General features: G+C 66.6%; 22 protein-coding genes and 1 pseudogene. 14 read left to right on the forward strand and 9 right to left on the reverse strand.

Annotated elements, in window-relative coordinates; genetic code table 11:
* The 4 genes and pseudogenes from AC1RRV_RS21465 to AC1RRV_RS21480 form a co-directional block, all read left to right on the forward strand.
* Positions 1-359, forward strand: a pseudogene (locus AC1RRV_RS21465) (P-type conjugative transfer protein TrbL); the annotation flags it as partial.
* Between the two features lie 4 nt (positions 360-363).
* Positions 364-1044: a conjugal transfer protein TrbF gene (gene trbF, locus AC1RRV_RS21470; RefSeq protein WP_492861685.1), complete on the forward strand. Its 681-nt coding sequence runs from the start codon at positions 364-366 to the stop codon at positions 1042-1044.
* 29 nt (positions 1045-1073) lie between these two features.
* Entirely contained in the window at positions 1074-1892 is an 819-nt protein-coding gene (gene trbG / locus AC1RRV_RS21475; RefSeq protein WP_492861686.1) for a P-type conjugative transfer protein TrbG, read from the forward strand.
* Between the two features lie 59 nt (positions 1893-1951).
* The gene (locus AC1RRV_RS21480) at positions 1952-3061 is read left to right on the forward strand and encodes a TraB/TrbI/VirB10 family type IV secretion system protein (RefSeq protein WP_492861687.1); all 1110 of its coding nucleotides are present in this window, start codon (positions 1952-1954) and stop codon (positions 3059-3061) included.
* On the opposite strand, the gene AC1RRV_RS21485 is transcribed toward AC1RRV_RS21480, so the two are convergent.
* Entirely contained in the window at positions 3058-4128 is a 1071-nt protein-coding gene (locus AC1RRV_RS21485; protein WP_492861688.1) for a LysR family transcriptional regulator, read from the reverse strand. The genes AC1RRV_RS21480 and AC1RRV_RS21485 overlap by 4 nt on opposite strands.
* A 100-nt stretch (positions 4129-4228) precedes the next feature.
* On the opposite strand from AC1RRV_RS21485, the gene AC1RRV_RS21490 reads away from it, so the two are divergent.
* Complete coding sequence (locus tag AC1RRV_RS21490) at positions 4229-5143, forward strand: HEPN domain-containing protein (RefSeq protein ID WP_492861689.1); 915 nt, start codon at positions 4229-4231, stop codon at positions 5141-5143.
* 6 nt (positions 5144-5149) lie between these two features.
* On the opposite strand, the gene AC1RRV_RS21495 is transcribed toward AC1RRV_RS21490, so the two are convergent.
* From AC1RRV_RS21495 to AC1RRV_RS21505, 3 genes are all read right to left on the reverse strand, one after another.
* Positions 5150-5680: a hypothetical protein gene (locus AC1RRV_RS21495; RefSeq protein ID WP_492861690.1), complete on the reverse strand. Its 531-nt coding sequence runs from the start codon at positions 5678-5680 to the stop codon at positions 5150-5152.
* A 96-nt stretch (positions 5681-5776) separates the two neighbouring features.
* Positions 5777-6151, reverse strand: a complete 375-nt coding sequence (locus AC1RRV_RS21500) for a DUF5615 family PIN-like protein (RefSeq protein WP_492861691.1) — start codon at positions 6149-6151, stop codon at positions 5777-5779.
* A complete protein-coding gene (locus AC1RRV_RS21505; protein ID WP_492861692.1) occupies positions 6148-6798 on the reverse strand; it encodes a DUF433 domain-containing protein in 651 nt (216 codons plus the stop codon). The genes AC1RRV_RS21500 and AC1RRV_RS21505 overlap by 4 nt, the downstream gene beginning before the upstream one ends.
* A gap of 266 nt (positions 6799-7064) precedes the next feature.
* Between AC1RRV_RS21505 and AC1RRV_RS21510 the strand changes: the two genes are divergently transcribed.
* From AC1RRV_RS21510 to AC1RRV_RS21545, 8 genes are all read left to right on the forward strand, one after another.
* Positions 7065-8177, forward strand: a complete 1113-nt coding sequence (locus AC1RRV_RS21510; protein WP_492861693.1) for a hypothetical protein — start codon at positions 7065-7067, stop codon at positions 8175-8177.
* A gap of 119 nt (positions 8178-8296) precedes the next feature.
* Positions 8297-9358 (forward strand): hypothetical protein, encoded by a 1062-nt coding sequence (locus tag AC1RRV_RS21515; RefSeq protein WP_492861694.1) that lies wholly within the window; start codon positions 8297-8299, stop codon positions 9356-9358.
* Complete coding sequence (locus tag AC1RRV_RS21520) at positions 9351-10163, forward strand: AbiJ-NTD4 domain-containing protein (RefSeq protein WP_492861695.1); 813 nt, start codon at positions 9351-9353, stop codon at positions 10161-10163. The genes AC1RRV_RS21515 and AC1RRV_RS21520 overlap by 8 nt, the downstream gene beginning before the upstream one ends.
* The gene (locus AC1RRV_RS21525; RefSeq protein ID WP_492861696.1) at positions 10160-11470 is read left to right on the forward strand and encodes an RES family NAD+ phosphorylase; all 1311 of its coding nucleotides are present in this window, start codon (positions 10160-10162) and stop codon (positions 11468-11470) included. Before AC1RRV_RS21520 ends, AC1RRV_RS21525 begins: the two co-directional genes overlap by 4 nt.
* Before the next feature lie 420 nt (positions 11471-11890).
* Positions 11891-12418: an RNA polymerase sigma factor gene (locus tag AC1RRV_RS21530; RefSeq protein ID WP_492861697.1), complete on the forward strand. Its 528-nt coding sequence runs from the start codon at positions 11891-11893 to the stop codon at positions 12416-12418.
* 16 nt (positions 12419-12434) lie between these two features.
* On the forward strand, positions 12435-13418 hold the full coding sequence (locus AC1RRV_RS21535) for a FecR family protein (RefSeq protein ID WP_492861698.1): 984 nt from the start codon (positions 12435-12437) through the stop codon (positions 13416-13418).
* Between the two features lie 124 nt (positions 13419-13542).
* Positions 13543-16560 carry a TonB-dependent receptor domain-containing protein gene (locus tag AC1RRV_RS21540; RefSeq protein WP_492861699.1) on the forward strand — a complete coding sequence of 1006 codons (3018 nt, stop codon included), beginning with the start codon at positions 13543-13545 and terminating at the stop codon, positions 16558-16560.
* Between the two features lie 58 nt (positions 16561-16618).
* Complete coding sequence (locus AC1RRV_RS21545) at positions 16619-19054, forward strand: S9 family peptidase (RefSeq protein WP_492861700.1); 2436 nt, start codon at positions 16619-16621, stop codon at positions 19052-19054.
* Here AC1RRV_RS21545 and AC1RRV_RS21550 read toward each other — a convergent pair.
* The 3 genes from AC1RRV_RS21550 to AC1RRV_RS21560 form a co-directional block, all read right to left on the reverse strand.
* Positions 19025-20776 (reverse strand): asparagine synthase-related protein, encoded by a 1752-nt coding sequence (locus tag AC1RRV_RS21550; RefSeq protein ID WP_492861701.1) that lies wholly within the window; start codon positions 20774-20776, stop codon positions 19025-19027. The two genes, AC1RRV_RS21545 and AC1RRV_RS21550, sit on opposite strands and share 30 nt — an antisense overlap.
* A gap of 1 nt (position 20777) precedes the next feature.
* Positions 20778-21407 (reverse strand): lasso peptide biosynthesis B2 protein, encoded by a 630-nt coding sequence (locus AC1RRV_RS21555; protein ID WP_492861702.1) that lies wholly within the window; start codon positions 21405-21407, stop codon positions 20778-20780.
* A gap of 476 nt (positions 21408-21883) precedes the next feature.
* Positions 21884-22519, reverse strand: a complete 636-nt coding sequence (locus tag AC1RRV_RS21560; RefSeq protein WP_492861703.1) for a GntR family transcriptional regulator — start codon at positions 22517-22519, stop codon at positions 21884-21886.
* Positions 22520-22843: 324 nt separating this feature from the next.
* Here AC1RRV_RS21560 and AC1RRV_RS21565 point away from each other — a divergent pair, with 324 nt between their 5' ends.
* On the forward strand, positions 22844-23344 hold the full coding sequence (locus AC1RRV_RS21565; RefSeq protein ID WP_492861704.1) for a hypothetical protein: 501 nt from the start codon (positions 22844-22846) through the stop codon (positions 23342-23344).
* Here the strand turns inward: AC1RRV_RS21565 and AC1RRV_RS21570 are convergent.
* Both AC1RRV_RS21570 and AC1RRV_RS21575 read right to left on the reverse strand, forming a co-directional pair.
* On the reverse strand, positions 23339-25063 hold the full coding sequence (locus tag AC1RRV_RS21570; RefSeq protein WP_492861705.1) for a relaxase/mobilization nuclease domain-containing protein: 1725 nt from the start codon (positions 25061-25063) through the stop codon (positions 23339-23341). The two genes, AC1RRV_RS21565 and AC1RRV_RS21570, sit on opposite strands and share 6 nt — an antisense overlap.
* A gap of 196 nt (positions 25064-25259) precedes the next feature.
* Positions 25260-25730 carry a lytic transglycosylase domain-containing protein gene (locus tag AC1RRV_RS21575; protein ID WP_492861706.1) on the reverse strand — a complete coding sequence of 157 codons (471 nt, stop codon included), beginning with the start codon at positions 25728-25730 and terminating at the stop codon, positions 25260-25262.
* Positions 25731-25800 lie beyond the last annotated feature (70 nt).

The following is a 25800-nucleotide window of genomic DNA, read 5'->3' on the forward strand; positions in this document are numbered from 1 at the left end:
CGGCGGGCCTGGCGATGGGCGCGGCGCGCGGCGGGGCCAGCCTGGCGGGCGCGGCGACCGGCGCGGCCCAAAGCGGCGGCGCGATCGGCTTGGCCAAGGCCGCCGCCGGCGGCGCGGTCAGCCCGTTGCGCCGAATGGCCCAGGATCTTGGCGGACGCTTCGCCTCGGCGCGCGCCCAGCAGCTTGGCGGATCGGCCAGGGGCCAAGACGGTTCGCCCCCCGCAAGCCAACCGCCGGGTTGGGCCCAGCGCATGAACCGCGGCCAGGCCGTCGCCCATGGCGCCTCGGCCGCAAGCCACGCGGCCTCGTCCGGCCAGAGCGGCGGCGGCGCCTCGGTCGATCTCTCGGAAGGAGACTGAAGCAATGTTCAAGCGCCCGGAGGTTCGGTACGGCGCAACGCCCGAACTCGACACGCCCTATAGGCGGGCTCGTCAGGCGTGGGATGATCGCGAGGGCCGGATCGCCGTCAACGGCCGTCGCCTCTGGCGCCTGGCCATGGTCGAGGCCGGCGTGATCGCGCTACTGGCGGCGGGCTTGGTCTGGCAAGGCTCACGTGGCCACATCACGCCCTGGGTGGTCGAAGTCGATCGCCGGGGCGAGGCCCGCGCGGTCGCGCCGGCGGACGCCGATTTCAAGCCCTCTGACTTCATGATCGCCGCGCGACTGGAGCGCTTCATCCAGGAAGTGAGATCGGTTTCGGCCGATCCGATCGTGGTGCGCCAGAACTGGCTGTCGGCCTACGCCCTGACCAGCGCCAGAGGTGCTCGCGCGCTGAGCGCTTACGCCCAGGCCGACGATCCATTTCTTCGGGTCGGCAAGGAGCAGGTCTCGGTGGAGATCGCCAATACGCTGAAGGTCTCCCCGACCAGCTTCAGGGTCGAATGGGTCGAGCGCCGATACCAGGACGGCAAGCTGGCGGCGACGGAGCGCTGGGCCGCGACCCTGACGGTGATCCAGCGACCCTCCCGCAGCGCCGACCAACTGAAGAAGAACCCGCTCGGCGTCTACGTCGATGCGATCGACTGGTCCAAGGAGATGGCCTGATGCGCATGACACCCCGGATTCTGACACCCTTGGCGATCGCGATCGCCGCCATGGCGACGGGCGCCGCCGCCCAGTCGGACCCGCGACGACCGATCGCCGCAGCCAACGCCGCCGCGCGCGTGCAGCCCCAGCTCGAAACCTTCCAGGGGGCGGTCCAGACCTTCGCTTGGCGTGACGGCGGTCTCTATCAAATCTACACCGCGCCCGGCCGCGTGACCGACATCGTGCTGGAAGAGGGCGAAAGCCTGGTCGGGTCCGGGCCGATCGCGGCCGGCGACACCGTCCGCTGGATCATCGGCGACACCGAAAGCGGTGTCGGCGCCCGGCGGCGCGTGCATGTGCTCGTCAAACCGGCCCAAAGCGGGCTGATCACCAACCTGGTCATCAATACCGACAAGCGCTCCTATTATGTCGAACTGCGCGCCAGTGCGGCCACTTACATGGCCTCGGTGATCTGGACCTATCCCAAGGACGCGTTGATCGCCTTGGCCAAGCCGACTTCCACGCCCGCCGCGGTTCTGCTCACGCCGCCTTCGCCACCGCCGCTCGACCTGACCACCTTGTCGTTCGACTACAAGGTCACCGGCGACAAGGTCGCGTGGCGTCCGCTGCAGGTCTTCGACGATGGTCGCAAGACCATCGTCGTCTTCCCGCCGTCCGTCTCCGCAGGCGAGTTGCCGCCGCTCTTTGCTCTGGACGCGGCCGGCCGGCCCGAACTCGTCAACTACCGGATTGAGGGCCGGCGAATGATCGCCGATCGTCTGCTCGATCGCGCGGAGTTGCGGCTGGGGGACAAGCGAAAGGCCCGGCGCGTCCTCATCGAGCGGCTCGGGGCCGACGTCCGATGAGTCATCCCCCCGAGGACAGCGCGGAGGAAACGGTAAGGCTGCGGGCGTCTCCGCCCCGTGTGGCTCGGCTCTCGCGCCTGATGGTCCTGATCGTCGGCGGCGCGGCGGTCGTGTGCATCGCCGGCGCCTTGGCCATGGCCTTGCACACCCGAACGCCCAAGCCCGTGGAGCTTCCGACAGAGGAGGCGGACACCAAGCCGCCGCTCGCGGCCATGGCCGACGCGCCCAAGACCTATAGCGATGTGCCCCGGCTCGGGCCGCCGCTGCCCGGCGATCTTGGACGGCCGATCGTGGCGGCCCACGCCAGGGGCGTAGACCCCTCGCCTCCGCCGATCGGTCGCCCCGAGGGGACGTCGGGCGGTGCGGCTCCGAGCGCCCAGAGGTCTCTCGCCGACAGCGCCCGCGTGGCGGCCCTGTTCACCAGTCGAGCTCAACGCGCGACGTCAGAGCCCGCCAGCAACCCGTCATCGCCGCTGGCCGCCCTGCCAGCCGTGCTCCAGGCCCCGCCGCTCTCAAACCCGCCTCCAGATCCCAGGCAAGCCTTTCTCGATCGACCGGCGGGCTCGACGACCAGCGCCTTTCGCCCCTCGCCCCCGGCAGGTCGGCGGATCCTTCACGCTCATACCGTGATCCCGGCGGCGTTGCAGACGGCGGTGAACTCGGATCTGCCCGGTCCGGTGGCGGCCCAAGTCACGCGAAATGTCTACGACAGCCTGACTGGCCGAGAAGTCTTGATCCCGCAGGGGTCCAAACTGCTGGGGACCTATGAGGCCCGCATCGCCTTCGGCCAGCGTCGGGTGTTTCTCGCCTGGGATCGCGTCGTCTTTCCCGACGGGCGTTCAATGCAACTGGATCGTCTGGTCGGCGCCGACGCGGCCGGACGATCGGGACTTTCGGACCGGGTCGATGCTCATTGGGGCGACATGACCAAGGCCGCGTTGTTATCGACGCTGCTGGGCGTTGGCGCCGAGCTTGGCGCCGACGATGAGGGCGATGTGGCTCGGGCGGTCAGAGAGGGGCTGCAGGGCGCCGTCAATCAGACGGGCCAACAACTCGTTCGCCGGCAGCTTGACGTCCAACCAACGCTTACCCTGCGGGCCGGCCTGCCGCTCTCCATCCTGGTGACTCGCGACATCGTCTTCGATGGCTCGGCTGCGGCGTCGAACTAGGGTTCGCTCGGCAGGAGATCGAGCAGGCGGCGGAGCGCCGGCTTGTCCGACCGTCGACCGGTGATGGCTTTGAAGTCCAGAAAGGCTCGGCTGAGGGGCCGGTAGACCACGCCGTTCACGCGCGCCGCAGCAGCCTCGTTGATCAAGCCGACGCCTTGCTCCAGCGACACCAGGCGCGCCACACTCGCCGCGCTCGCCGCCAGCGCGTGGATATCTAGGCCGGCTTGATCGCGCCTTCGCGCGAGGCGCAGGGCCGAAGCGGCGATCGCGGTCGGCGCCAGGACTCGCCGCCCGGCCAAGTCGGTCCAGCCGATGGCGCTGTTTGCGGTCAAGGGATGGCTTATCGGCAGGGCCACGACCAGCCGCTCGCGCCATCCCTGGCGTTGGTCGAAGCGAGCTGGGGGATCGATCATGAAGGCGATGTCGAGCCGGTCCTGGAGCAGGGCGTCTGTCAGTCGCTCGTCGTCGGCCTCGACCAGGTCGAGCCGCAGAGCAGGCTCGCGCTCCAGCAATCGCCGCATGATGTCGTCCAGCGCGCCAGGGGCCAACCCGCCGAGCACGCCAACCCGCAAAACGCTCATTTCGGCCAGACCTAACTCGGCGGCGCGATCGACGGCGCGATCCAGGCCCGCCAGGGCGGCTTTGGCGTCCGCGACGAAATCCTCGCCGGCCGATGTCAGGCGAACGCCGCAGGGTGCGCGGTCGAAGATTCGAGCGCCGAGCCGCGCTTCGAGGTCATGGATGCGCCGTGAGACGGCCGACTGCTGGACGCCGAGCGATCGCGCCGCGCGGCGGAAGCCGCCTTGTTCGGCTGCGGCCAGGACGTAGCGCAGCTGGTGCAGACCCAGTCCGGCCCAGGCGCTGGTCCGGGACGGCGTGGTCCTTGGGGGCGAACTCTTGAGCGGAGCGTCGAACACGAGCAACTGCGGCGGCGTGGCCAGGATGGCCGCAGCGCCATCCAGAGAGCGCTTGGATGCGCTGCGCCACTCTATAGATCGAATATAGGCGGAATATTCGGTCCAACCTGGGAGGCTTCCCACGCCGCTGCGCTCGATTTCGCACGCCAACGGTCGCGGCGCCTTCGACGTCTGCGCTTTCGTGCCTTAGACTCTTTCCCCGACTGCCGAACCAGAGTGTGATCGGCGGGCGCGTACTCGACAGGAGCCCATGAAGACCTCGCTCGACCATCTGCCGGCCGGCAAGCGCAAGGAACTCGACTTCGTGGTCGAGACCCTGCGCGAAGGGTTCAGCCAAGCGCTGAGCCGGCGAACCATGCCGCGTTTTCGCACCGGCAAGCTGCTCAAGATCATTCTCTTCGGCAGTTATGCGCGCGGCGACTGGGTCGAGGATCCCAAGGGGCGATACTTCTCCGACTACGACATCCTGGTGGTGGTCAACCACGAGGATCTGGCCGACCTGGAAGAGTTCTGGGGCAAGCCCGACGATGTGCTGCTGCGGGAGCTGGCCTCCGGCGAGCGTCTGCGCACCCAACCCAACTTCATCGTTCACAGCCTGGACGACGTGAACGAGCAACTGCGGCTGGGCCGCTACTTCTTTACGGACATCCTGAGAGACGGGATTACGCTTTTCGAGGAAGACGGATTTCCGTTCGCGCAGCCCGAACTGCTGTCGCCGCAAGACGCCTATGGCGAGACTAAGGGCTACTACGAGGAGTGGTTTCCCAGCGCTGCGGGGTTTCTTGACACCGCCCGTTACGTCATGGGCCAAGGGCGATCCAAAGAAGCAGCTTTCCAACTCCACCAAGCGGCGGAACGGTTCTATCACGGCCTGGTTCTTGTCCTGACGCTGTACAGCACCAAGACCCATCGCTTGAACCTCCTGCGCGACCGTGCCGAGGCGATGGACACGCGTTTGATCGGCATTTGGCCCGGGTCCAACAAGTTCGAGCGCCAAGGGTTCGACCTGATCCGCCGCGCCTATGTCGAGGCTCGCTATTCCAAGACCTACGAGATCTCCGCCGAGCATCTAGACTGGTTGGAGAAGTGCGTCACCAAGCTCAAGGTGATTGCGGAAACCATCGCCTTAGAGCGTATCGAGGCCCTCCGAAAGGCAGTCGACTAGCTTGCGTCACGGGGTTCCGATGTCGAGCAGGACCTCCAAGCCCTTCTTGAACTCGACGACGCCTTCGCCGACGCCCAGCATCTTGGTCAGAGATTCCAGCGGACCATCGATTGCGGCCAACGTGCCTTTGACGACCTTCCTATAGCCCCAAGGCCGCGAGCGTCGTCGATCGCTGACGCGCTCCAGCGCGCGATTGCGAGCGGGTGGGATTTGAAAATTGACGTACTCGATGACCTCGAGCTTGAAGCGCAGAGGGGCTCCCGTCAGACCGAAATCGACGAGCCGATTTCGATAAGTCCCCACCTCCACAAAGGCGCGGATCGCATCGATGAGCTCTTTGATCTGCCCTCGTGCTTCGTCGAACGCGGCGGGCAGAGCGCTCTCATCCCGGGCGAGCACACCCGAAAAGCGATCGGGCAGGAGCAGCCATCGATCCTCGAGTATCTCGATGAAGAGTTGATCGAGGAGCTTGAGCATTTCCACGATCGCCTCAGCCGGCGGAAAATCGTCGAACCTTGGCGCTGCATACTCAGCCATCGCGTAAACCTCTCACCGCAGCAAAGGCGCAATCTTGGCGCGAGTCTGGGTCGAAGAGTCAAACCTTGGCCATACGGCGGAACCTCGCCCGAAGCGTCAGCCCGCGGGCATAGCGTAGCGCTCGATCACGGCGCCGTCGTCTTCGATTGCGATCTCGACGACCTCGTTGAGAAGCTCCTGCCCTTCCAAGTCGTCAAGCACAGCAGCAAACAGGATCCGTTGCTCAGCCGGCGGGACCTGGGGGACAATGATGACCAGGCCGGCATGAATCTCGGCTTCGGCGTAGAGACGCCGGAAGTCCTTGGCGTTGTTGGTGACGAAGGTCAGGAATTCCTCACGGATAGGCGCCATGAGGTTCCAATCCTGCATGCCGCCCATGCCGCGCCAGGTGACATGGGCGGCCTCATGGCCGCGCTGCTGGGCCACCTCGACCAGCGAGGTGTGCAGGCATTCGTCGATCAAGAAGTTCAACGGCCGCTCGTCCCACCGCGCGCGCCGGTCAGGGGATCGCCCTTGAGCAGCACCGTCTTGCGCGAAGCCGAAGGCACGCCGTGTTGCGACAGGCGCTTTGGACGGCCCCGCCGGGGGTGGGCTGCGGCCCAGAGACGGGCAAGCACGAGCCTGCGCGCATCGAGCTTGGGATAGCCCGAGAGCAATTCGTCCGGCGTCGCTCCCGCATCGAGCATGGCCGCAACGCCGTAGACCGGGATACGAGTGCCCTTGAATACAGGCTCGCCGCCGAGCACGGCCGGATCACTGTGGATTTCGGCCTCGGCGGCTTCCAAATCTCGAACGCGCGCATCCACCTCGCGGCGGGCCTCGGCGACGTCGACATGCAGGACGCTGTTGGCCTTGACCATCCGGGTGTTGGGACGGGCGGCGACTTCCTCGAAAAGCTGCTGGCGACGCTCCACCGGCAAGGTCCCCGCCAGGAAGTGCTCCAGCCGCATGCACAGCAGGTGACTGTGCGTCAGGTAACGCCGCGCCGCGCGCCCACCCACGGCGGGGCGGGCGACGTCGACGATGTGTTTGTCGATCAGATTGTTGACGGCCTTGAGACCAAGCCCGCTGACCGCAGCCGCCTCGGCGGGGGTGTAGAGGCGAAGCGAACTACTCATAATCATTCTCCACAGAGAGATTATTTATAACAGATCGTATTGGCCAAGTCACCCAGTCGCGACTGCGGGCGCGCGTAGGCCAAGAAAGCCTTGAACTTCACAGGTGCCGCCATCATTCTATGGCCAACGCCGTTCTCGTCGGCGTGGCCGCTGCCCTGGCGAAGAGCCCGCGCTCAACGATCCAAAGACCAATACCCCTCCACGGACCTCATCATGGCCGGCAGGGACGAGCAGCGCGTACCGCCACGGCCGATGCAGGATCTGTGATGTACACCACGCTCGACCGCGCCAAGAAGCGCGCCAAGGACCTCAAGCGCGTCTTCGACGACAGCGGCTTTCTCTATCCCTTGAACCTCTGCCAGACCGCCATCGCTCGCGCCGGCGGCTATCGCGACTGGAACGACCTGGAAGCGTCGATCGCGGCCCAGCCGCGCGTAACCTCAGACACGGACTATAGGCGTCGCCTAGTCGAGGCGCTGCCATGGCCATGCCACGCACCAGTGCGAGCCTGGCTCGACAAGGAACCAGTGTTCGACACGTTCGAGTTTGACGGACCGCGCTTTTGGTTTCGGGACGTCTATCCGTTCATCAGCGTCTCGTTGCGCCATCAACGCCGCCGCCCGCTCCTGCGGCCCGGATCGGGAACTGGCCAGCAGATGCGCGAGGGCCTGGTGATGGATCTGCTTTTGCACATGCACCCAGGCGTGCCGCTCTATCCGCGCCTAGACCCGGTCAGCTTAGCGCTGATCTACGAAGGAGATCTGGCCGCGACGTTCGCGACGCGCATCAAACACCCCCGGTTCGAGGATGAATTCGCGCGGTTGATCGAAGAGGGTGTCTTCCTGTGGACCGGACGGGCCCTTCACATCCTGCCGGTCGCGCGCGAGGCCATGTATGACGACCTGATCGAGGAGAAAACCCACCTCGCAGAACACTGGGCGCCAAGCCCGCACAACGTCAGGGAGTTCACCGGACGACTGCGCGAAGCCCTGGCTGTGATCGGCGTCGATGAGGCCTGGCGCATCGCCGAGGCCATCGCCAGCCAAGGGTCGCGCGCCTACACCACGGAATCTGGAGCAACTCTCGACCTTCTGTCCGAACTCGCCCGGGAAGGTCGTCTCGACACCTTCGCCCGGGTCTGCGGGCTGTTCGTCACGCTCTATCCGGCTAACGCCGCGTTCCTGGTCTCACAGATCCCAGTCAAGATTGGCTCCAACGTCCTGGCCAAGGTGGCGGCGAGCAACCTGAAACGCTTTGAGGCCTGGGATCGCACGCACCCGGACTGGCGCGGCGCCCTCAAGGCCACGTTCGGCTCGCCTCCAGCCTTCGTAGCCGCCATCGACGCCATGATCGCGGAGATATCGGCTCAGGCGGCGTAGGCCGGAGTTAGGTTGGGCGGGGCGCCGCGTCTGGCGAGTCTCGCCCATCTCACAAGCAAGAGTTGCTCTAGCTTGGGCATGGTGATTGGCTGGGCGGTCCAAGCCAATGGGACCGCAGCATGATCAAGTGGGGAGATAGTCGTCGGGACCACGATCCCATCCTGGCCGTATGGCCCACCTACCGTGGTCTGTACGACCGCTGGTTCATGCTCGAACTGGTCGAGACGCCCGCGGGCGGCGTGCAATGGCGCGACCGTCGTGTCCCCGACGAAGACGGCAACGTGCGAATGGACGTCTATGACGGCAAGGAAGCGGCCATCGCCAGCGCCGAGGCGCTGAACCCTGCCCTAGCCGACGCCCTGTTGGCGCGTCCCATGGATCACGTCCTCAAGACCTCGCTGATCCTTAAAGTCAGCAAAGCGCTTCAGGCCAAGCAGCGGCTCGCCGAGGAAGAGGGGTTGATGCTGGCCGAGGCGATCCGCCGACATTCCGAAACGCCGCGCCCAACCGCTTCGGATATCAAGCTCGACCCAACGGCCGAACGATACCGCGGGGCCTTAGCCGCCGAGTTGCAGATCTATCCTTATCTGGGCGTCGCCTTGATCGGCGAACGGGGCCGCCGTGTGGTCCTCTATCGCAACGCGGCCGGCGAATGGAGCCGGGCCTACAACGCAGGGGAACGTGCAGCCGAACTGGCTGTGCGAGCTCGGATCGCCAATGGCTTTGGATTTCACCACTCTCAACACTGGGGACAGGTCAAGGCCAGTATCCGCGCCATATTGCTGCCGCGCGCCAATCAGCTTCTGCAGCTGGCCAGCGTCCAGCGACTATTGGCGGAAGCCCTGGCTCGCGGTGAGCGCGTGCTGGTCAGCAATGGCGTGGTGTTTTGGTACGAAGATGACGGTCAGATCGGCTGGATGGTGAAAGCCACCACCAGCGACAAAGGGGAGGACGGCGCGACACTTTGGCGTGAAGGGACGATCCTTTCGACCAATCACGGCCGTTTGGTGATCCTCCCCTACATCAAAGAAAACGGCGAATTGATCCGGGGTCATACCAAGAATGGTCCTGGCGACGGGCGCGCAAAGCCGCGCCATCCAGACCATTATGTCGAGATCCCCTTCCGGGAGCTCAAAGGCGATCTGATGATCGGCCTCTATGGGGAGCTTCCGTATGAATGACCTTGGCCCGTTTTCTCAACGCTTCGGCTTTGAAGGCCCTGAGGCGGACATTACCGTTCGCGCCGATGCGCCCCAGGCTGTTCGGGACGCGGTCGTCATGCTTGGCTACCAGTTGGGAAAGAGCCCGAAAGGTCTGCGCTCACTGGTCTGCGAGATACTCCTACGGCGACCCAACGCCAACAACTGGAGCGACGAACCGGTCGAACACGAGGTCGCCGAACTGGTCGACGAGGCGCCATGGTTCAAGGTCTATGACATCGCCGAAGCGCTCTATCGCGACATCGAGAAGAGTGACTACACCGCCACCCAAGCGGCCAGCTTCGAGGCTCAGCTCAACCAGGTCTTTCGTGAGCACGGCGTCGGCTGGCGGATGGAGCAGGGCAAGCTCCAAGCTCGAGGCTCGGAAGTCTTCGCCGCCGCGTCGCGTTCAGCAGTGGATATCCTCGACAGCACGAGCAAGACGACGGCCGCTCGTGAAATGCATCAGGCGCTGGAAGACCTCGCCCGGCGGCCGGCCGACGTAACCGGCGCCATCCAGCATGCGATGGCCGCGCTCGAGTGTGTCGCGCGTGGTGCAACCACCGATAACGATACGTTTGGCAAGCTGGTCAAGAAGCTCGACATTCCTCGGCCGCTCGACACCGCGCTCGAAAAACTCTGGGGCTTCGCCTCAGAGCAGGGGCGGCATATCCGCGAAGGTCGAGACCCTCGTTTCGAGGACGCCGAGCTCGTCGTCACCGTGGCCTCAGCGGTCACCGTCTATCTCCAGCGGCTGGAGGCGACTGGACCGGTCGGCGATCAATGACGCTGCTTTGCCCTCAGTGCTTCGGCAATACCGGGCTCCAGCGTCGGATCGAGGAAATTCGGCCCGACTACGACGAAGGCCGGTGCGATTTCCACAAAACCCGGAAGGGCACGCCCATCGCGGCGGTCGGCGCCATCATCGATGAGGTATTCCGCTCGAACTATGCGCTCGCCGGATCGGACCCCTACTTCTCGGACGACCCGGATGATCCCGAGCCTTACTATGAGCCTCGGGGAGAGGATCTGCGCGAAACGGTCGCCGACCTAACCGAGCCGACGACCCCAGGCGTCACGGACTTGGTTGCCGACTGGCTGATCGAAAACGACGACTATTGGCCGCCCGACGGCGACGAGCCGTTCTATGTTGACGAGTTCCGTTACGAGCGAACGGCGCCGGGAGACGCGGGCCACGCCGTAGCCTGGTCAACATTCCGCGAAACGATCATGCATGAGCAGCGGTTCTTCAACCGAGAAGCCGATGGCTGGTTGGCGAAGATTTTCCAGTTCATCCACCTTCAGCGTGACCAGGATCGGTTGCCGCCGGTCTACCTGATGCAGCCAAGCCAGGCTCCAGTCTTCTTTCGCGCCCGGGTCGCCGACGCTCAGGAGCAGCGGAAAATCCTGGCCAATCCTCACCAGGAAATGGGCGCGCCGCCCCGTCGTAAGGGTAAGCCCAATCGGATGAACCCTTCTGGGATCACAGCTCTCTACGCGTCCCTCGATGTCGAGACCTGCCTGTCAGAGCTCCGGCCATTGGTGGGCGCGAAGATCGTGACGGTGGAACTGAGGCTCCATCGACCCATCATCGTCCTGGACACCACCCGCTTCCGGGCCCCGCCAAAGGAACTCAATCTCTTCGCGCGCGACCATGCTCGTCGGCTGACGCAATGGCGTTTCATGCAAAGGTTCATGGACGAGATCAGCAAGCCGATCCTGCCCAGCGACGAGCACCTCGACTACGTGCCCACCCAAGCTGTCTCCGAATACCTGCACAAGGTTCACAAGGTTCGGATCGGCAAGGAAGCGCGCAACATTGATGCGATCGTCTTCAAGTCCGCGCAGCGCCCGCCGGGCACGAATATCGTGCTGTTCGGCGACGCGGCAGACATCGTCGGCGCCGACGACAGCCTGACCAAGACCGCAAGATCAAGGTCCAGTCCTTCCCTCTTCGAGCTTTCCCTGCCGGAGGCGCGTAACCCAGCCCTGGCGCTAGATGCCGCGACCCTCAAGGTGCGGGAAATCACCGAAGCCCAGTTCCCGACCGACGAACCGGTCGATCTTGCCTTTGCGTTGGATCCGCCCTTCTAGCCCGGGTGGATGTAAATTCGGAGACGCCCTTGCCGCATCGTTCGCGGCGCCCAATTGTGACGGCGCGGGCGCCGCCTAATAGGCGACGATCTTGAGCCGGGGGTAATCGGCGGCGGTCGTGGCTGAAGCCGGCGGGCCTTTGGCATGCGCACGAGGTTCCAACGCCCGCCCCTTTTCCGCCGAACGCCGCTCGCCGGCTTGCGCAGCCAGCCTATTTGATTCAGGATTCTCCGGCTGGCGTCCTTGCACGCCGGTGGGGCGTGGAAACCCCGTGCGTTGATTAGAGCCATAGCGACAAGCCGGAGACGGCTGGCCGCTCGCGTCTGGATTCCAGGCGCGCAACCCGTGTCCGCGGTTCGCGGTCGCGCGCCCTTGTCCGCCCTGGCGTTTCCCACGCCTCCGTGAGCAGCGGAGTCGGCGATGGATCGGAATCTGAAGAGGCTCGCCACCCAGCCCGACCTGGACTGGGACGATGGCGAAGACATGGATCAGCTCTATCGGCGCCATGCGTCTTGGCTCGGCGGCATGCTGCGCCGGCGTTTCGGCCAGGGCCTTGAGGCGGACGCCGACGACGTCGTGCAGGAAACCTACGCCCGGCTCGCCCCGCACGCGGTGCGCGACATACGCCGTCCGCGCGCTCTGTTGATGCGGGTGGCCTCGAACCTGGCTAAGGACATCCTGCGTCGGCGCGCGGTGAGGGGCCGCCACGCCCAGGCCGTCCGTGACCTGCCCGATTGCGCTGAAGCCGGGGCAGAGGCGCTGGACCTGCTGACCACCAAGGAGGTCATTCTGTCGATCCCGGAAGCCTATCGCGACGTCTTTGTCTTGAGCCGCTTTCACGGTTTGACTTATGAAGAGATCGCTACACGCTGCGGTTTATCAGTGAAGTCTGTAGAATGGCGACTGAGCAAAGCCATCGCCCACTGCGTCAAGCGCGTTAAGGACTAGGCGGAAGAAGCGTCCCATGAGCCTTTCGACCGTTTCGAGCGACCGGGCCAATGAAGAGGCCGCCGACTGGTTCGCCCGCCTGAAAAAGCGCGACGTCTCGCGCGCCGACATGGAGGCCTTTCGCATCTGGCGTCAGGCGCCCGGGCACAAGGAGGCTTACGACGCGGTTGACGCGTTCTGGCGCCGAAGCGAGGCCTTGAAGACCGACCCCGATATCCGGGCCGCAGTCTCATCGGCGCTGGCGCCACCCACGCCGAACCGGGCGCTCGGGCGCCGACCGATCGTGGGGCTGGGCTTTACCGTCGCGATCGTCGCGATCGGCGCCGTCGGCGGCTATGCCCTTTGGGGCCCCAAGACCTACGCCACCGACATTGGAGAGACGCGCACCCTCCGGCTCGACGATGGCTCCGCCATCGTCCTCGACACTCAAACCAAGGTCAGCATCCGCTTCTCCCGCGCCAAGCGCGAGATCCGGCTCGAGCGTGGTCAGGCCTTGTTCGACGTCGCCCATGACACCTCGCGCCCTTTCATCGTCACCGCCGGCGAGACTTCCGTGAAGGCGCTGGGCACGCGGTTCGATGTTCGGCGTGAGAACGGCGGCGCCCGCGTGACCCTGCTGCGTGGGGCCGTGGAGGTGAGCAGTCAAGCGAAGGCGCAAGCCAGATCCTGGCGCCTGACGCCAGGGCAAACGCTGTCGGCCAAGACCGCGAGGCCGACCAGCGCCGACGTTCAGGCCCTCACGGGCTGGACGAGCGGACGGCTGGTCTTCAAATCCGTTCCGCTTGGCGAGGCCGTCGCGGAGGTCAGCCGCTACGACCGGCGCAGGATCGAACTCGATGTCGGCGAGCTGGAACGGGCTCCGATCAGCGGCGCCTTCGACGCCGGCGACACCGAAACCTTCGTCAGTTCGGCCGCCGAACTGCTCGATTTGACAGTCACGCGACCGGAGAAGGGGGTCTTCCGGTTGGTCCGTTCCGGAGCGCCCGACGAGACGCCCTGATTTTCTTTTTCACGGGCCCAGGGGGACGAGGCGGCTGACGCGTCAACCCGCCGACGCACTGCGCCGTGCACAGAAGATCCGTCCTGCGACGGACGCCGCGCGCGCGTCCGAGGGGACCCGTTTCATGCTTTTCGCATCTCTCCGCCGCCGCCTTCTGGCCGGTCTGGCGATCACCGCCTTCGCCTTGCCGCTCGGCGCGGAGCCGGCGTTGTCCGCGCCCCAAGCCCAGACCCAGACCCAGACGGTCGACTTCAACATCCAGGCCGGCTCGTTGGACAACGCGCTGCTGGCGTTCGCCGACCAGAGCGGGCGCCAGCTGATCTACACGCCCGATCTGGTCGCTGGTTTGCGGACCGCGGGTGTTCGTGGCCGCTTCACGCCGGACGAAGCTATCGCCCGGCTGCTGGGCGGCGCTCCGATCGATGTCCGACGTGGCGGTTCCAACGCCTTTGTCCTCAAGCGGCGGGCGGCCGCGATCCGGTTCGAGGGCGAACAGGCGCTTGAACCGCCGGTCACCGCCCCTGAGGCCGAAACCACCGAAGTGGCCGAGGTGGTGGTGACCGGATCGTTGATCCGGGGCGCCGGCGACGGCGCTTCGCCGATCGTCAGCCTCGACCGGGAGGTCCTTGATCGCGGCGGACACGCGACCCTCGCCGACGCGCTCAGCGATCTGCCCCAGAACTTCGGCGGCGGCTCGACGCCGGCCAATCAGCTGCTCGGCGCTGATCGTAGCTTCACCAACGACTCCGTGGCCACCGGCGTCAATTTGCGTGGATTGGGAAGTTCGGCGACCCTGGTCCTGCTCAACGGCCGGCGGGTCGCCGGAACCGGGTTGAAGGGCAACTTCGCCGATGTCTCGGCCATTCCGACCGGCGCGGTCGAGCGTGTCGAGGTGCTGCTGGACGGCGCTTCGGCGCTTTACGGGTCGGACGCCGTCGGCGGCGTCGTGAACGTGCGGCTGCGGCGCAATTTCGTCGGGGCCGAAACGCGGCTGCGGGCCAGCGCCGCCCAGGGCGGCAAGGCTCAAGAGCGGCAAGTGACCCAGACGCTCGGCCTGGGTTGGGGGGGCGGCAATCTCGTGCTTTCGGGCGAGTATCATCAGCGCGACGCGCTATCGGCCGCCGATCGTCGCCTGACCGAAAGCAGCGATCTTCGCCGCTTCGGCGGGACCGACCACCGCAACAGCTTCGCCCACCCCGGCAATATTGTCGCCTACAGCGCCGCGGTCGGTGGTTACGTCCCGCTCTACGCCATTCCATCCGTCCCCGCCGGGACGCCCCTGAAGGCTTCCGACTTCGTCGCCGGCTCGGCCAATCTCGGCGACCCGCGGCAGGGCAGCGACACCCTGCCAAAGCAGGAGCGCGCCAGCCTCTACGCCAGCATCCGGCAGGACGTGGGCAAGACCGAGCTGTCGGCCGACGCAATCTACACCCATCGCCGTTTCAGCTACCTGCAGGCCGGCCCCACCACGATCCTCACCGTCCGGCAGGCCAATCCCAATTTCGTCTCTCCAACCGGGGCGGCCTCACATCTGATCGGCTACAACTTCACGGATGATCTGGGCCCGCGTCGCCTGTCGGGACTGGGAGAGAACCTTGGCCTGACCTTTGGCGCGGCGCGCGACTTTGGCCGAACCTGGCGCTGGGACGCCTATGGCGCCTACAGCATCGACCGCGGACGTCGTGACCAGAACCGCGCCTTGAACACGCGCTTTCTGAATGAGGCGCTGGGCAATATCGCCGACGATCCGGCTACGCCCTTCAGCGCCGCGCGCGACGGCTACTTCAATCCGTTCGGGACGAGCACCCCCGCCGCGCTCGACTTCATCAACAACGGCTACCAACACCTCAAACGCCGCAACCGGGTGACAGCCGGCGGCTTCCAGATGGATGGCGCCCTCCTGAGCCTGCCGGCTGGCCCGCTTAAACTGGCGGTCGGGGTTCAGGCGCGCCACGAGGATTTCATCGTCCGCACGACCAACCTGACCTCGGGGACGAGCCCGACGACGAGCGGCGGACGATTGTTCGACCGCGACGTCTCGGCCGCCTACGCCGAACTGCGCGCGCCGCTGGTGTCGCCTGACATGAACGTTCGCGGGGTGGAGCGCCTGGAGCTTTCCCTGGCCGGACGGATCGAGCGCTACAGTGACTTCGGCGTCACCCGCAATCCGAAGATCGGGGTGGTCTGGACGCCCATCGCGCCTCTGAAGGTGCGGGCCAGCTACGGGACGTCTTTTCGCGCGCCGACCCTGGCCGACATTTACGAGACCTACGCCGTCGGCGCGGCCATCCTGCCGGACAAGTCAGGGCAGACGCTGATCCTGATGGAGACCGGCGGCAATCCAGACCTGGGCCCGGAAACCGCCAAGACCTGGACGGCCGGCTTTGACCTGACATCGCCGACGCGACGCGGCGCGCGCCTAACCCTGACCTACTTCGACACCCGGTTTTCCGACCAGGTCGGCCATCCCGTGTACGACGACGTCGTCAACGCCTTGACCAACCCGATCTACGCCAGCTTCGTGCGGCGCCTCAATCCAAGCAGCGCCACAGACCTGGCGGCCGCCCAGGCTCTGATCGACCATCCGACTTCCACCGACGCCAAGCTGTTTCCGGCCAACGCGTTCGGTGCCATCATCGACGGCCGCAACCGCAACGTCGGCGAGTTGGCCGTGCGCGGGCTTGATCTACAGGCCAGCTGGCCCTTCAGCCTGGCGGGCGACAGCTTCGTCGTCAGCGGCGATGCCTCCTATCTGTTCGATTATCAGCGCAAGCTGACGGTCGACGCGCCGGCCATCCAGTATGTCGACCTGGCCACCTTCCCCGTCGACCTGCGCGCCAATCTCGGCCTGACTTGGACGCATGCGGCCTTCACGACCAACGCCACGGTTCGCTATGTCGATGACTACCGGGCCTCGAGCGGCGCAAAGGTCGACAGCTGGACCACGCTGGACGCGCAGGTCCGGTGGGCGGCCGCGCCCACGCGCGGTCCGTGGGCGGGAATCGTGATCGCGCTATCGGCGCAAAACCTTCTGGGTGAGCAGCCACCGTTCTACGACGCAGTTCAGGGCGTGGGCTACGACTCCGCCAATGCCGATGTGCTGGGTCGCGTGGTGTCCGTGCAGCTCACCAAGCGCTGGTGACCGTCTGCGGCGCGGCGCCTGACGCCGCGCCGCGCTCTTCCTTCTCCGAGGTATGCCCATGCGCCAGCTTCTGGCGGTCGCGGCCCTTTGCTGCGCCCTTGCCGGCTCGCCCAGCCGAGCCGAGCCCTTCACCGTCGAGGACCTCCTCGACGCCGAGACCCTGGTCACCACATTGGCCTCGCCCGATGGGCGCTGGGTCGTCCTTCAGACCTATGCGGGTCAAGCCCATGCACCGCGCTTCGACTATGACGCCGCCTACTATCTGGCCACGAGCCGCCTGCGTGTCGTCGATCTCACCAAGACCGGCTCGGCGACGTTTCTGATCCCACCGGATCGCAACACTGGATTCGTGCCAGGACCGTTCTCACCATCCGGTCAGCGGATGCTGGTTCATCGGGTCCGCGACCATCGCTGGGAGACGGGGGTCATCGACCTCGTCACCCGGAAGGTTCGCTGGTTTGGCCTGGGGGTGGATTTCTCCGTTCAGGGCCGGACAGCCGCCTGGCGGAGCGAAGATGAGATCGTCGCGCTCACCCACCCGCCCGATCGCCCGCACCTGCTGTTGCGGCGCGGCTCCGAGCCCCCGGCCACCCTCGCGGCGCGCTGGCGCGCCACGGCGAGGCAAGGGGGACCGTCCGCCACGATGATCGGGTCGGGGCGATACTTGAGTCGCGGCGGCGCGGCATGGCCAGCCACGCTCGTGCGACTCGATGTCGACACCGGCAAGGTCTCAGCCCTGGCTCAGGGCGACTTTCTGTACCTCGAACTCGCGCCGAACGGCGGCCACGTCGCCGCGGTCAAGGAGGGCGCGGACGTTCAGCCGCGCGCCCAGGATCCGGTCACCGGGGGAACGGCTATGCGCCGGCGCGATCTTGTCATCGTCGACCTGAAGGATGGCCACGTCTCCGCCCCGTGCGCGGACTGCGATCTGTCGCCGTTCCTGCTGTCTTGGGCCCCAGCGGGGGATCAATTGTTGATCCATGCCCGCCGCCCCGGTCAGACGGTCGAGGAAGGCCGCCTGGCGGTGATCACGGTCGAGGCCCGCGCCGATCAGAGCGTCTCGTGGCTGACGGGCTTCCATCCCGCGATCGGCCGCACCAACGAAGGCTTCGAGCTCATCCAGGCCGGTTGGCTGGCCGGCCGGCCGATCGCCTGGGGCGATGCGAAGGCGTCTTCGTCGGCCCCAGAGCATGCTTGGTGGCGCCTGGACGCTCCTGGCCTGGCCACGCCCCTCCCACCTGGCGCGGCCAAGGCGGGTCGGCTCTATCAGACACCCGACGGCGGCGTGCTGGCGATCGACGGCGATCGATTGTCCGCCGTTGATCCACGAAGCGGGCGGGCGCGTCCGATCCTTGAGGGCTTTGTCCCAGTCAAGGCGCCGTCCAGTCAGATTTCGGGCCTGGACTTCGCGCGGGTCAGTCAAGAGCCGGTTCTTGTCGGCGCCGCCAAGGGACGGATCGTGCGCGTCGCGGCCAGCACGGTCGATGATCTCGGCCCGGCCCCGTCGGGCCTGAACCTGATCACCCCACGCGGCGCGGCCGTCACCGCCGCGCGCGACGATCACGGCGTCCAGACCATCGCCGTGGTCGATCAGGGCCGGCGTCAGACGGCGGTCGTGCTCAATCCGCAGTTCGCCACGCGCGATCTCAACGTCATTCGATCTGTCCGGCATCGCGCGCCCGACGGCGGCGAGGTCACCAGTTGGTTGATGTTGCCGCCCGGCTGGAAACAGGGCGATCGCCCGCCGATCGTGGTCGTGCCCTATCCGAGTCGAAATCATTACTCGCCCGCGAAGCCGCCCTCGGACCTGCTTCCGGGACTGGCCGTGACCAACATCTCGGCTCAACTGATCGCGGCGCATGGTTATGCGGTGCTTTATCCCAGCCTGGTGCGCAGCCCCACCGACGATCCTGGGGAAGGCATGGCCGCCGCCATTCTGACGGCCGTCGATGCGGTCGGCGCGGCGGGACTGGCCGACGCCGATCGCGTGGCGCTTTGGGGCCACAGCTTCGGTGGCTACATCGTGCTTTCGGCCGCGACGCAGTCACCGCGTTTCAAGGCGATCATCGCCTCGGCCGGGATTGCCGACCAGTTCAGCGCCTGGGGGCAGGTTCGCGGCAACGCCGCGCGCACCCGGCCAGAGGAAGGGTTCGTCTTCAACGCCGGCACGGGCTACCTGGAGACGGGTCAGATGCGTGTGGGAGCGCCGCCCTGGGCCGCGCCACACCGCTATGTTCGCGCCAGCCCCTATCTCAACGCGGAACGGATTACCGCGCCCGTGTTGCTGATCTACGGCGATCTCGACGGCTACGGCGCCGACCAGGGCGAGGAGATGTTCTCCGCCCTCTATCGCCTGGGCAAGGACGCCAAGCTCCTCACCTTCTGGGGCGAAGGCCATGTCGTCCTGGGTCCTGGAAATGTCCGACGACTGTACGCCGAGAGCTTCGCCTTCCTCGACCAGGCGCTAGGCGTAGCCCAGGCGAAGGAGCCGTGACGACCAGGCCCGGACCCACAGCTCGAGCACGACCATCGCGATGATGTCGCGGTAGGGATCGCTCCAGATCAAGTGCTCGGGCGTCAGCATCGTCACGACCACGTCGTGCTGAAGACATCCAGAGCGCATCAGGAGCCCGTCCAGCAGGAGATCGCGCAGCTGGGGCAGATCTCGAGCCAGGGCCAGCCCGTAGTGCCGGCTCAGATCCCCTTTGGATCGCCGGTCACGCACCGCGGCCGGGAGGCGCACGGCGAAGGCGGCGCGTGCAAGGGCCCGGTCGTCGCCGCCCGCGGTCAGGGCGAGCGACGACAGGCTCAGGGTCGCCTCCATGACGGGTTGGGCCAGCAACGGATTGACGACGTCCGCGACGCTGGTTCGCGCCGACCGCCCCGTGACCAGGAGGACACGGGCCAGGCCTTCGACCTGCGCGCGCTTGGTCGGCGTCAAGCCGCCGAGCGCTTCGCGCCACAAAGGCGGCGGCCGGCGCTCGGCCGCGCGGATCGCCTGAAGGGTCAAGTGCCGCGCTGGCCCGGCGCGGTGGCCGCCGAGCCCGCACGCCCCGGCCAGACCGAGACGACCTACGCGCCAGACGGAGGTCTGCGCGTATCGGGCGATCTTCATCAGATCCTGGGTTCGCCATCGCCAGGGCGGCGTGTGACGAAAATAGTCGCCGCCCAGCCAGCGACTTCCGCCCTGCATGAAGACGACGTCGCCGCCGAGGCCCGTGACGATCTGTTGGGCGCCGAGCTCGCGGCAGCGCGCGGCCAGATCCTGATCGTAGGCTGCATCGACCAACCGAAAACTGGGACGCGCGCTTGGACTGGCCTGGTCCAGGCCGTCAAGGTCCACGCCGGCGTCGGCCTTGATCGCCTCGGTCAGCTCAAATCCGTTAAGCGCCGCCGTCGCTCGGGCATAGGCGCGTTCGTCTCCGTGCGGATCGACCACATAATAGTTCAGCCAGGCGCGCACGTCCGCACCGGCCTGGCAAAGCGCCGAGGCGACGATGGAGGAGTCCAGGCCACCGGAGACTTCGGCGAGCGCCGGCAGGCCGCGGGTCAGCTGCGCGACGGTCTCGTCGATCACCCCCACGAGCCGGGCTTGTCGCTCGCCGCCGCCATCCAGGGCCCGGCGGGCGAACCGGTCCGGTCGCCAGACCAAGGTCTCGCCGCCGTCGGGCTGGATCGCGCGCAGGCCGCCCGGCGTGATCGCCGTCACGCCGATGAGCGGGGTCGCTCCGGCCAAGTGCATACGGTCGTAGAGCGCCGCTGCGACCATGTCCCAGTCGATCGCCAGATTCCTCGGCGCGGCCTGATCGAGGCCCGCATGCAGATCCGAAGCCACGATGGTCACGCCATCCCGCTGCCAGATCAAAGCGTCGAGCCCACCGGACGGATCGCGATAGACCGCCTGCGCCGGGCCATCGGCGGCGCGGAAGATCGCTACATAGCGTCCCCAGCCCGCCTTGGTGAGTCGGTCCGAGCCGGTCAGCGGCTCGGGCCCGGCATGTTCTGGATCATCGCCCCAATAATCCCCGACGAGAACAACGCGGCCGTCGTGCAGCAAGCGCGTCGTCGGCGGGCGATCCCTTGGGATGAAGAGCCGCAATCCCGGGGCGCTCACGCCTGAACGCCAGGTCGACCCCAGGGCGACGGCGATCGCGTCAGCCTGCGCGCCGGCCGCGGCGTCCGCTCCCATCCAGGTCAGCAGGATGTAGTCTCGCATGTCAGACGGCCAGGATCGGGGTGTAGGCGATCAGTCGTTCGGCGCGATCATCGAGCACCGTGTCGCCAACCTGCAGCCAGCAATGGGCCTCGAAGGACCAGGTCTTGACGCCAAACACCCACGTCGCGTCCAGGCCGGCTTGGCGCAAAAAGGCGAGCAACATGAAGGAGCGATAGAGGCAGACGCCAGGAAACGGCGCCAATGGCAGCAACGCGCGATACAGCGCCACCCGCTCAGCGAGTTCGGCGGTGACGTCCTGAACCGCGGCCGGCGGGCGGCGCGCCGCCGCATAGAGGATCAAGCTGGCGAACGGACGGCGATAGTAGCGACGCAGCATCACGCCGTAGGCGGACAAGGCCTCGATGACATCCCTCATGTGAAACTTGGACGGATGGACTGTCGCCAGATCGAGATGGGCGCGAGCCGGCAGTGCGCGTCGCGACGGATCGCGCTCCCCGATCAAGGCAAGGTCCGCCAGGTCCGCCGCCAGTTCGGGGTCGAGCACTTCAAAATCCGCCCCCACCGCGCGGAACGCGTCGGCGCCACCGGGCAAGCAGAAATACTCGCCCTTTCGAGTGTCGAGCAGAACCATATCCTCGCCCAGGCGCGCGCCATGGACCCAGCCAGCCAAGTGCATCTCGCGTCCCGAAAGTACGAGTTCACGGAAATACGGCGGCGGCCCAAAGGCGCGCCGCCGCAGCAGGTCAGCCAGCGAACTCGCGAGGCTGCATGTTCAGCTCGATGCTGAAGTCGAACCCGCCCCGGGTCAGGCGCTTGGCCGAGCCCACGCGGACGATGGTGGTCTTTTCCTTGGATCGCATGACGCGCTCCTTTTCGAGGCGTCCAAACCGGACGCCGTTGATGTCAGACGCGGGCGCGGACAGGGTTGGTCGGCGCCCGCTGCGATCAGCCGGCGACCTGCTTGGGCTCCAGGTTGATCTCCAGGCTGACGGTCCCGTCGCCCTTGGTCAGGCGCTTGGCGTCGCCGACGCGGACGAGGCGGACCTTACGGGTCTTGGTCATGACACGCTCCATTTTGAGTGTTGCCGCACAATCGCGACGACCCATGAGGCGCACCCACCACCCTGCATTGATAGTATATTGGGCCTATAACCGGGATATATTCGCACGCGCGCGCAAAGCCCTGATCACGTCGCCCGCGCGATGCCTGCGAACCTCATGCAAGGCGTCGATCGCCCCCTGCATTGCGCCGCCTCCGCCACGGCTAGCGGCGATCAGGCCAACCAGTTCTTCGCGCACCGGGAAGATCTGCGGCTCGACGACGACGGCGGGAGCCAGGCGATCGGCGGTTTGACGATAGGCTTCCAGAAGCGCGCGATTTCCCGCTTGAGCGATGATCCGGTCGAAGTGCTGGCCGAGTTGCTCGCCAAGGCCGATCGTGTCGCCGCCTGACGCCGCATCCTCCTGAAGGCTGGGACGCGACGCGCTCGCCAGAGCGTCGAAAAGGTAAAGCCGGCGCATGCTGTAGAGCTCGACCAGATCAGCGACGTCGAGGCGGCGGGCGAAATAGCCGCGCCCTCTTTGGTCTTCGATCAGGCCTTCTCCCGCCAACCGGGAGAGGGCTTCGCGAACCGGCGTCGCGCTCAGGCCAAGATCGTCGGCCAGTTCCGTGATCGTCAGAGGCTCTCCGAGCAGCAGGTCGCCGGCGCGAATGCGGTTGCGCAGGGCTCCGAGGGCGGCGGTGAACGGATCCTTGGCTTTGCCGGGCGACGAAAATCTCACGCGTGTCTCCAGACGACGAAAGCGCACGCCAGTTCATCGCTTCACTACGCCACGATTACACAAATAGTCGCACAAACGTCATCGTTCAACCGCAAGATATAGAATCTATATTGATCTAGCGCGCAGAATATTTGCGCCTATACGCAAAATCATTGCGCGCGATGATTTGCACTTTACTTGTCTTTGACATAGTGAGCGGAACTGCTCGCGGCGTGCGCGCCGCGATGCTGGCTGAGGCTTAGGCCGCGACCGGACATTGACGGCCATCGCCAATCGCCGGAGCTTTGCTACACCTTCAGGTAGATTGCCTAGGCGTGGGTTGTAATGACGGATGAGGACCCGGACAGCAGAAAACGCGCTCGCCTTCTGTCTCGCGCGCTGAAGGCGGTTCGCGGTGTTCGCAGCAGCGCCAAGTCGCGAGATCTGGCGGCGGCGCTCGGCCTTTCGCTACGAGGCTACCAGCACTTCGAAGCCGGCGGCGGCCAACTCAATATCGACCACGTCCTCAAGTTCGGCGCGGCGCTGGACTGCGACCCCATCGGCGTGCTGACCGCAGTCCAGATCGGCCGACCGGAGTTCGCCGCCTATGTCGCCCAGAATAAGGCGATGATCGCCCTGATGATCACGCTGCAGGAGTTTGTCGAAGACGCCGGGGAGGACATCGCTCGGCTCGAGACCACGACTTTCGTGTCGGCGTACCGGACAATGTTCAAGGACCTCTCGCGCCAGGCCAAGGCCGCGCGGGACCAGAACGACGACTGGATCGCGCAGAACGCCGGGCGGCTGGGCCTGCCCGGCAAGCCGCCCGAGGATGACGACTCATAGACCCAGGCTTCGGTCGCGACCGCGATCGAAGCTCACGCCGCCCCCATCCAGGACGCGACCGACGACGGCGCGCCCCAGGTGCGACTCGAGACTCGGACGCCAAGGCGTCAGGCGAAAGCCCAGGCCATCCTCGATCATGGCGAAGCGACCAGAGGCCAGATCGAGCCGCCGGCGATAGACGCCGTCGAAGGTCTCGCCCGCCGCGGCCTCCGGCCGAGCCGTCAAGCCTGTCTCGTTGGTGATCCGAGCGCGAACGGCGGCCAATTCGCGCTCCTGGAGGGTCGTCAGGAGGCGTCCGGCGAGCATTAAGCGGCCGTCGCGTCGCTCCGCCAGGCCGCGCGCGACCAGAACCTCGATCCGCGCTTCGGCCGCCCTGGCGACCTCGGCGCCAAACCCAGCGTCGCTCCCGCGCTCTTGGCGCAGGATCTGGCGATCGAGCCAGGTCGCGCCTTCGGCCTGGATCTGAGCTTCGAGCGGCAGGTCGCTGCGGGTCGCCAGGGACCGCGACCGGGTCGACGGCGGCGATCTCAGCTCGACGATCGCGCCTGGCCGGGCGTCACCGGTGTCGTCCAGGTCGGCGAAGCCAAGATGATGCTGCCGTCCATCCAAGCCGTCGATGATCGCATAGGCCGAGCCCGTCAATTCGTCGCTCAAGCCCCGCTCGACCAGGCGTCCGGTCACCGACGGGGCCGCTTGGTCGGCGTGGATCAGGAATCGGCCAGGCTCCACGGCTCGCCCCCTGTCGGCCATCGCGCGATGGAGCGTCTTGATGATGTCGCCCCGGATGGACAGATCGCGCAGACGCGCTTCGAGGTCGGGCGCCAGCCGCCAACGCGCCGGCCCGATCGGCTCGGCCAAGCCGAGTTTCTGCAGATGCGCCGCCCGTCCCAGGGCGCGCCGGTTCCTGTCCGGGTCCTCGGCGCCTGGCCGCAGATCCAGCACGCCATCGAGTTTGTCGACCGCCCTGGCCAGGCCGTGATCCAGGCTGGTCCAACGATCAGCGGTAATCTCCTTGTCGAGGGCCTTGGCGACTTCCTGCGCCGTTCGGGGGCCCAGCTCCAGGGCGACGAGGTCTTGGGCGCGCTCACGCAGCCCCTGGGCGAGATAGTCCCCGGCGATCACCAGATCGCGTCCCTCGACCCGGCCGCGAACCAGTACGTGCAGATGCGGGTTGTCGGTGTTCCAGTGGTCGATCGCCACCCAGTCCAGCCGCGCGCCGAGATCTTGCTCGGCCCGCCGCATAAGGTCTCGGGTGAAGCCGCGCAGATCTGACATCAGAGGGGCGTCCTCCGGAGAGATGATGAGGCGGAAGTGGTGGCGGTCGTCCTCGCAACGCGCGGCGAAGGCGGACACGTCCGCATGCTCCCCCATAGCGTCGAACATCGCCGGCCTGGCGCCGTCTCGTGTGACGCCCTCGCGTTCGAGATAGGCGATGTGCCGCGCCAGCGGCGCGGCGCGAAAGCGCCTTCCTCGGTGGCGCACCACCCTGGCCTTGATGATCACCCGCCGGCGACCCGCCGTTCGCCCGACGCCGCGCCCCCCGCCACGCGCCGGACCGCCGCGAGCGGCTGAACGGCCGCGTCGGACGCCCATGCCTGGATCGCTCGCCAGGGCGACGGCCCGCTTGACCTGGCCCAGGAAGGAGCCCGCAGCGGGACCGCCCCGCTCGGCCCGACCGCGTCCCGGCCTGAGAAGAAACTCGTCATCGAACTCGTTCATGGGACGAGCGCCGGCGCTCGCCGCCCTGAAAAGACTGGAAAATTCGCGTGTTGCGCCAGCCGGGACCGGCGAGCGACGGCGCTGCAAACCCAACCCCCGCAACGCCTCGCGGTCACACCGACGGCGGTGCTTTTATCTGGCCGTCGTCTTTGCCTTCTCCACACCGCGCCACAGCTCTCCCGACCGCCACCGTCGCTCATCGCGCCTCTCCGCTGAACAATCCCGTGGGCGGCGACCGCCATCGCACCGACCAGACCGGCGGGAAGAGGCCTGCGGTTCGCCAGTCAGCGGGGTCCGCCGCGCCCTGGACCCGATCGCGCAGCTTGGCGACATAGCGCTCCGTCTCGGCGGGCAGAGGACGGCCGGCCAAGCTCTGTTCATAGCGACCGGGTCCTGCATTGTAGGCGGCCAGGAAACCCTCGCGCCCGTAGCGGTCGAGCAGGCGTCGCAGATAGGCGGCGCCGGCCAGGATGTTGTCGTGGCGATCAAACGGGTCGCCTCCGAGGCCAAGTTCCGACCTGAGCTCCGACCAGGTCGCCGGCATCAATTGCATCAAACCCATCGCCCCGGCCGACGAGACGGCGCGGGGGTCACCGCCGCTTTCGGCCTGGATCACCGCCGCGATGAGGCCGGGGTCCAGTTCGAAGCGCTGAGCGGCGCGAAGCACGGCCGCCTCGTGGGACGCCGCCTGGACTGGCCCCATCGCCACGGCCGCCGCGAGCGCAACCGCAACCAAC

This window comes from Caulobacter sp. GW821-FHT11E10, from assembly GCF_058808375.1.

What these genes read in the sequence shown, in the direction of transcription:
- AC1RRV_RS21570 (WP_492861705.1), bottom strand. Translation starts at nt 25,063, where the DNA reads ATGAACGAGTTCGATGACGAGTTTCTTCTCAGGCCGGGACGCGGTCGG.
- AC1RRV_RS21530 (WP_492861697.1), top strand. Translation starts at nt 11,891, where the DNA reads ATGGATCGGAATCTGAAGAGGCTCGCCACCCAGCCCGACCTGGACTGG.
- AC1RRV_RS21515 (WP_492861694.1), top strand. Translation starts at nt 8,297, where the DNA reads ATGATCAAGTGGGGAGATAGTCGTCGGGACCACGATCCCATCCTGGCC.
- AC1RRV_RS21490 (WP_492861689.1), top strand. Translation starts at nt 4,229, where the DNA reads ATGAAGACCTCGCTCGACCATCTGCCGGCCGGCAAGCGCAAGGAACTC.
- AC1RRV_RS21525 (WP_492861696.1), top strand. Translation starts at nt 10,160, where the DNA reads ATGACGCTGCTTTGCCCTCAGTGCTTCGGCAATACCGGGCTCCAGCGT.
- AC1RRV_RS21545 (WP_492861700.1), top strand. Translation starts at nt 16,619, where the DNA reads ATGCGCCAGCTTCTGGCGGTCGCGGCCCTTTGCTGCGCCCTTGCCGGC.
- trbF (WP_492861685.1), top strand. Translation starts at nt 364, where the DNA reads ATGTTCAAGCGCCCGGAGGTTCGGTACGGCGCAACGCCCGAACTCGAC.
- AC1RRV_RS21510 (WP_492861693.1), top strand. Translation starts at nt 7,065, where the DNA reads ATGTACACCACGCTCGACCGCGCCAAGAAGCGCGCCAAGGACCTCAAG.
- AC1RRV_RS21535 (WP_492861698.1), top strand. Translation starts at nt 12,435, where the DNA reads ATGAGCCTTTCGACCGTTTCGAGCGACCGGGCCAATGAAGAGGCCGCC.
- AC1RRV_RS21495 (WP_492861690.1), bottom strand. Translation starts at nt 5,680, where the DNA reads ATGGCTGAGTATGCAGCGCCAAGGTTCGACGATTTTCCGCCGGCTGAG.
- AC1RRV_RS21540 (WP_492861699.1), top strand. Translation starts at nt 13,543, where the DNA reads ATGCTTTTCGCATCTCTCCGCCGCCGCCTTCTGGCCGGTCTGGCGATC.
- AC1RRV_RS21520 (WP_492861695.1), top strand. Translation starts at nt 9,351, where the DNA reads ATGAATGACCTTGGCCCGTTTTCTCAACGCTTCGGCTTTGAAGGCCCT.
- AC1RRV_RS21550 (WP_492861701.1), bottom strand. Translation starts at nt 20,776, where the DNA reads ATGCGAGACTACATCCTGCTGACCTGGATGGGAGCGGACGCCGCGGCC.
- AC1RRV_RS21505 (WP_492861692.1), bottom strand. Translation starts at nt 6,798, where the DNA reads ATGAGTAGTTCGCTTCGCCTCTACACCCCCGCCGAGGCGGCTGCGGTC.
- AC1RRV_RS21565 (WP_492861704.1), top strand. Translation starts at nt 22,844, where the DNA reads ATGACGGATGAGGACCCGGACAGCAGAAAACGCGCTCGCCTTCTGTCT.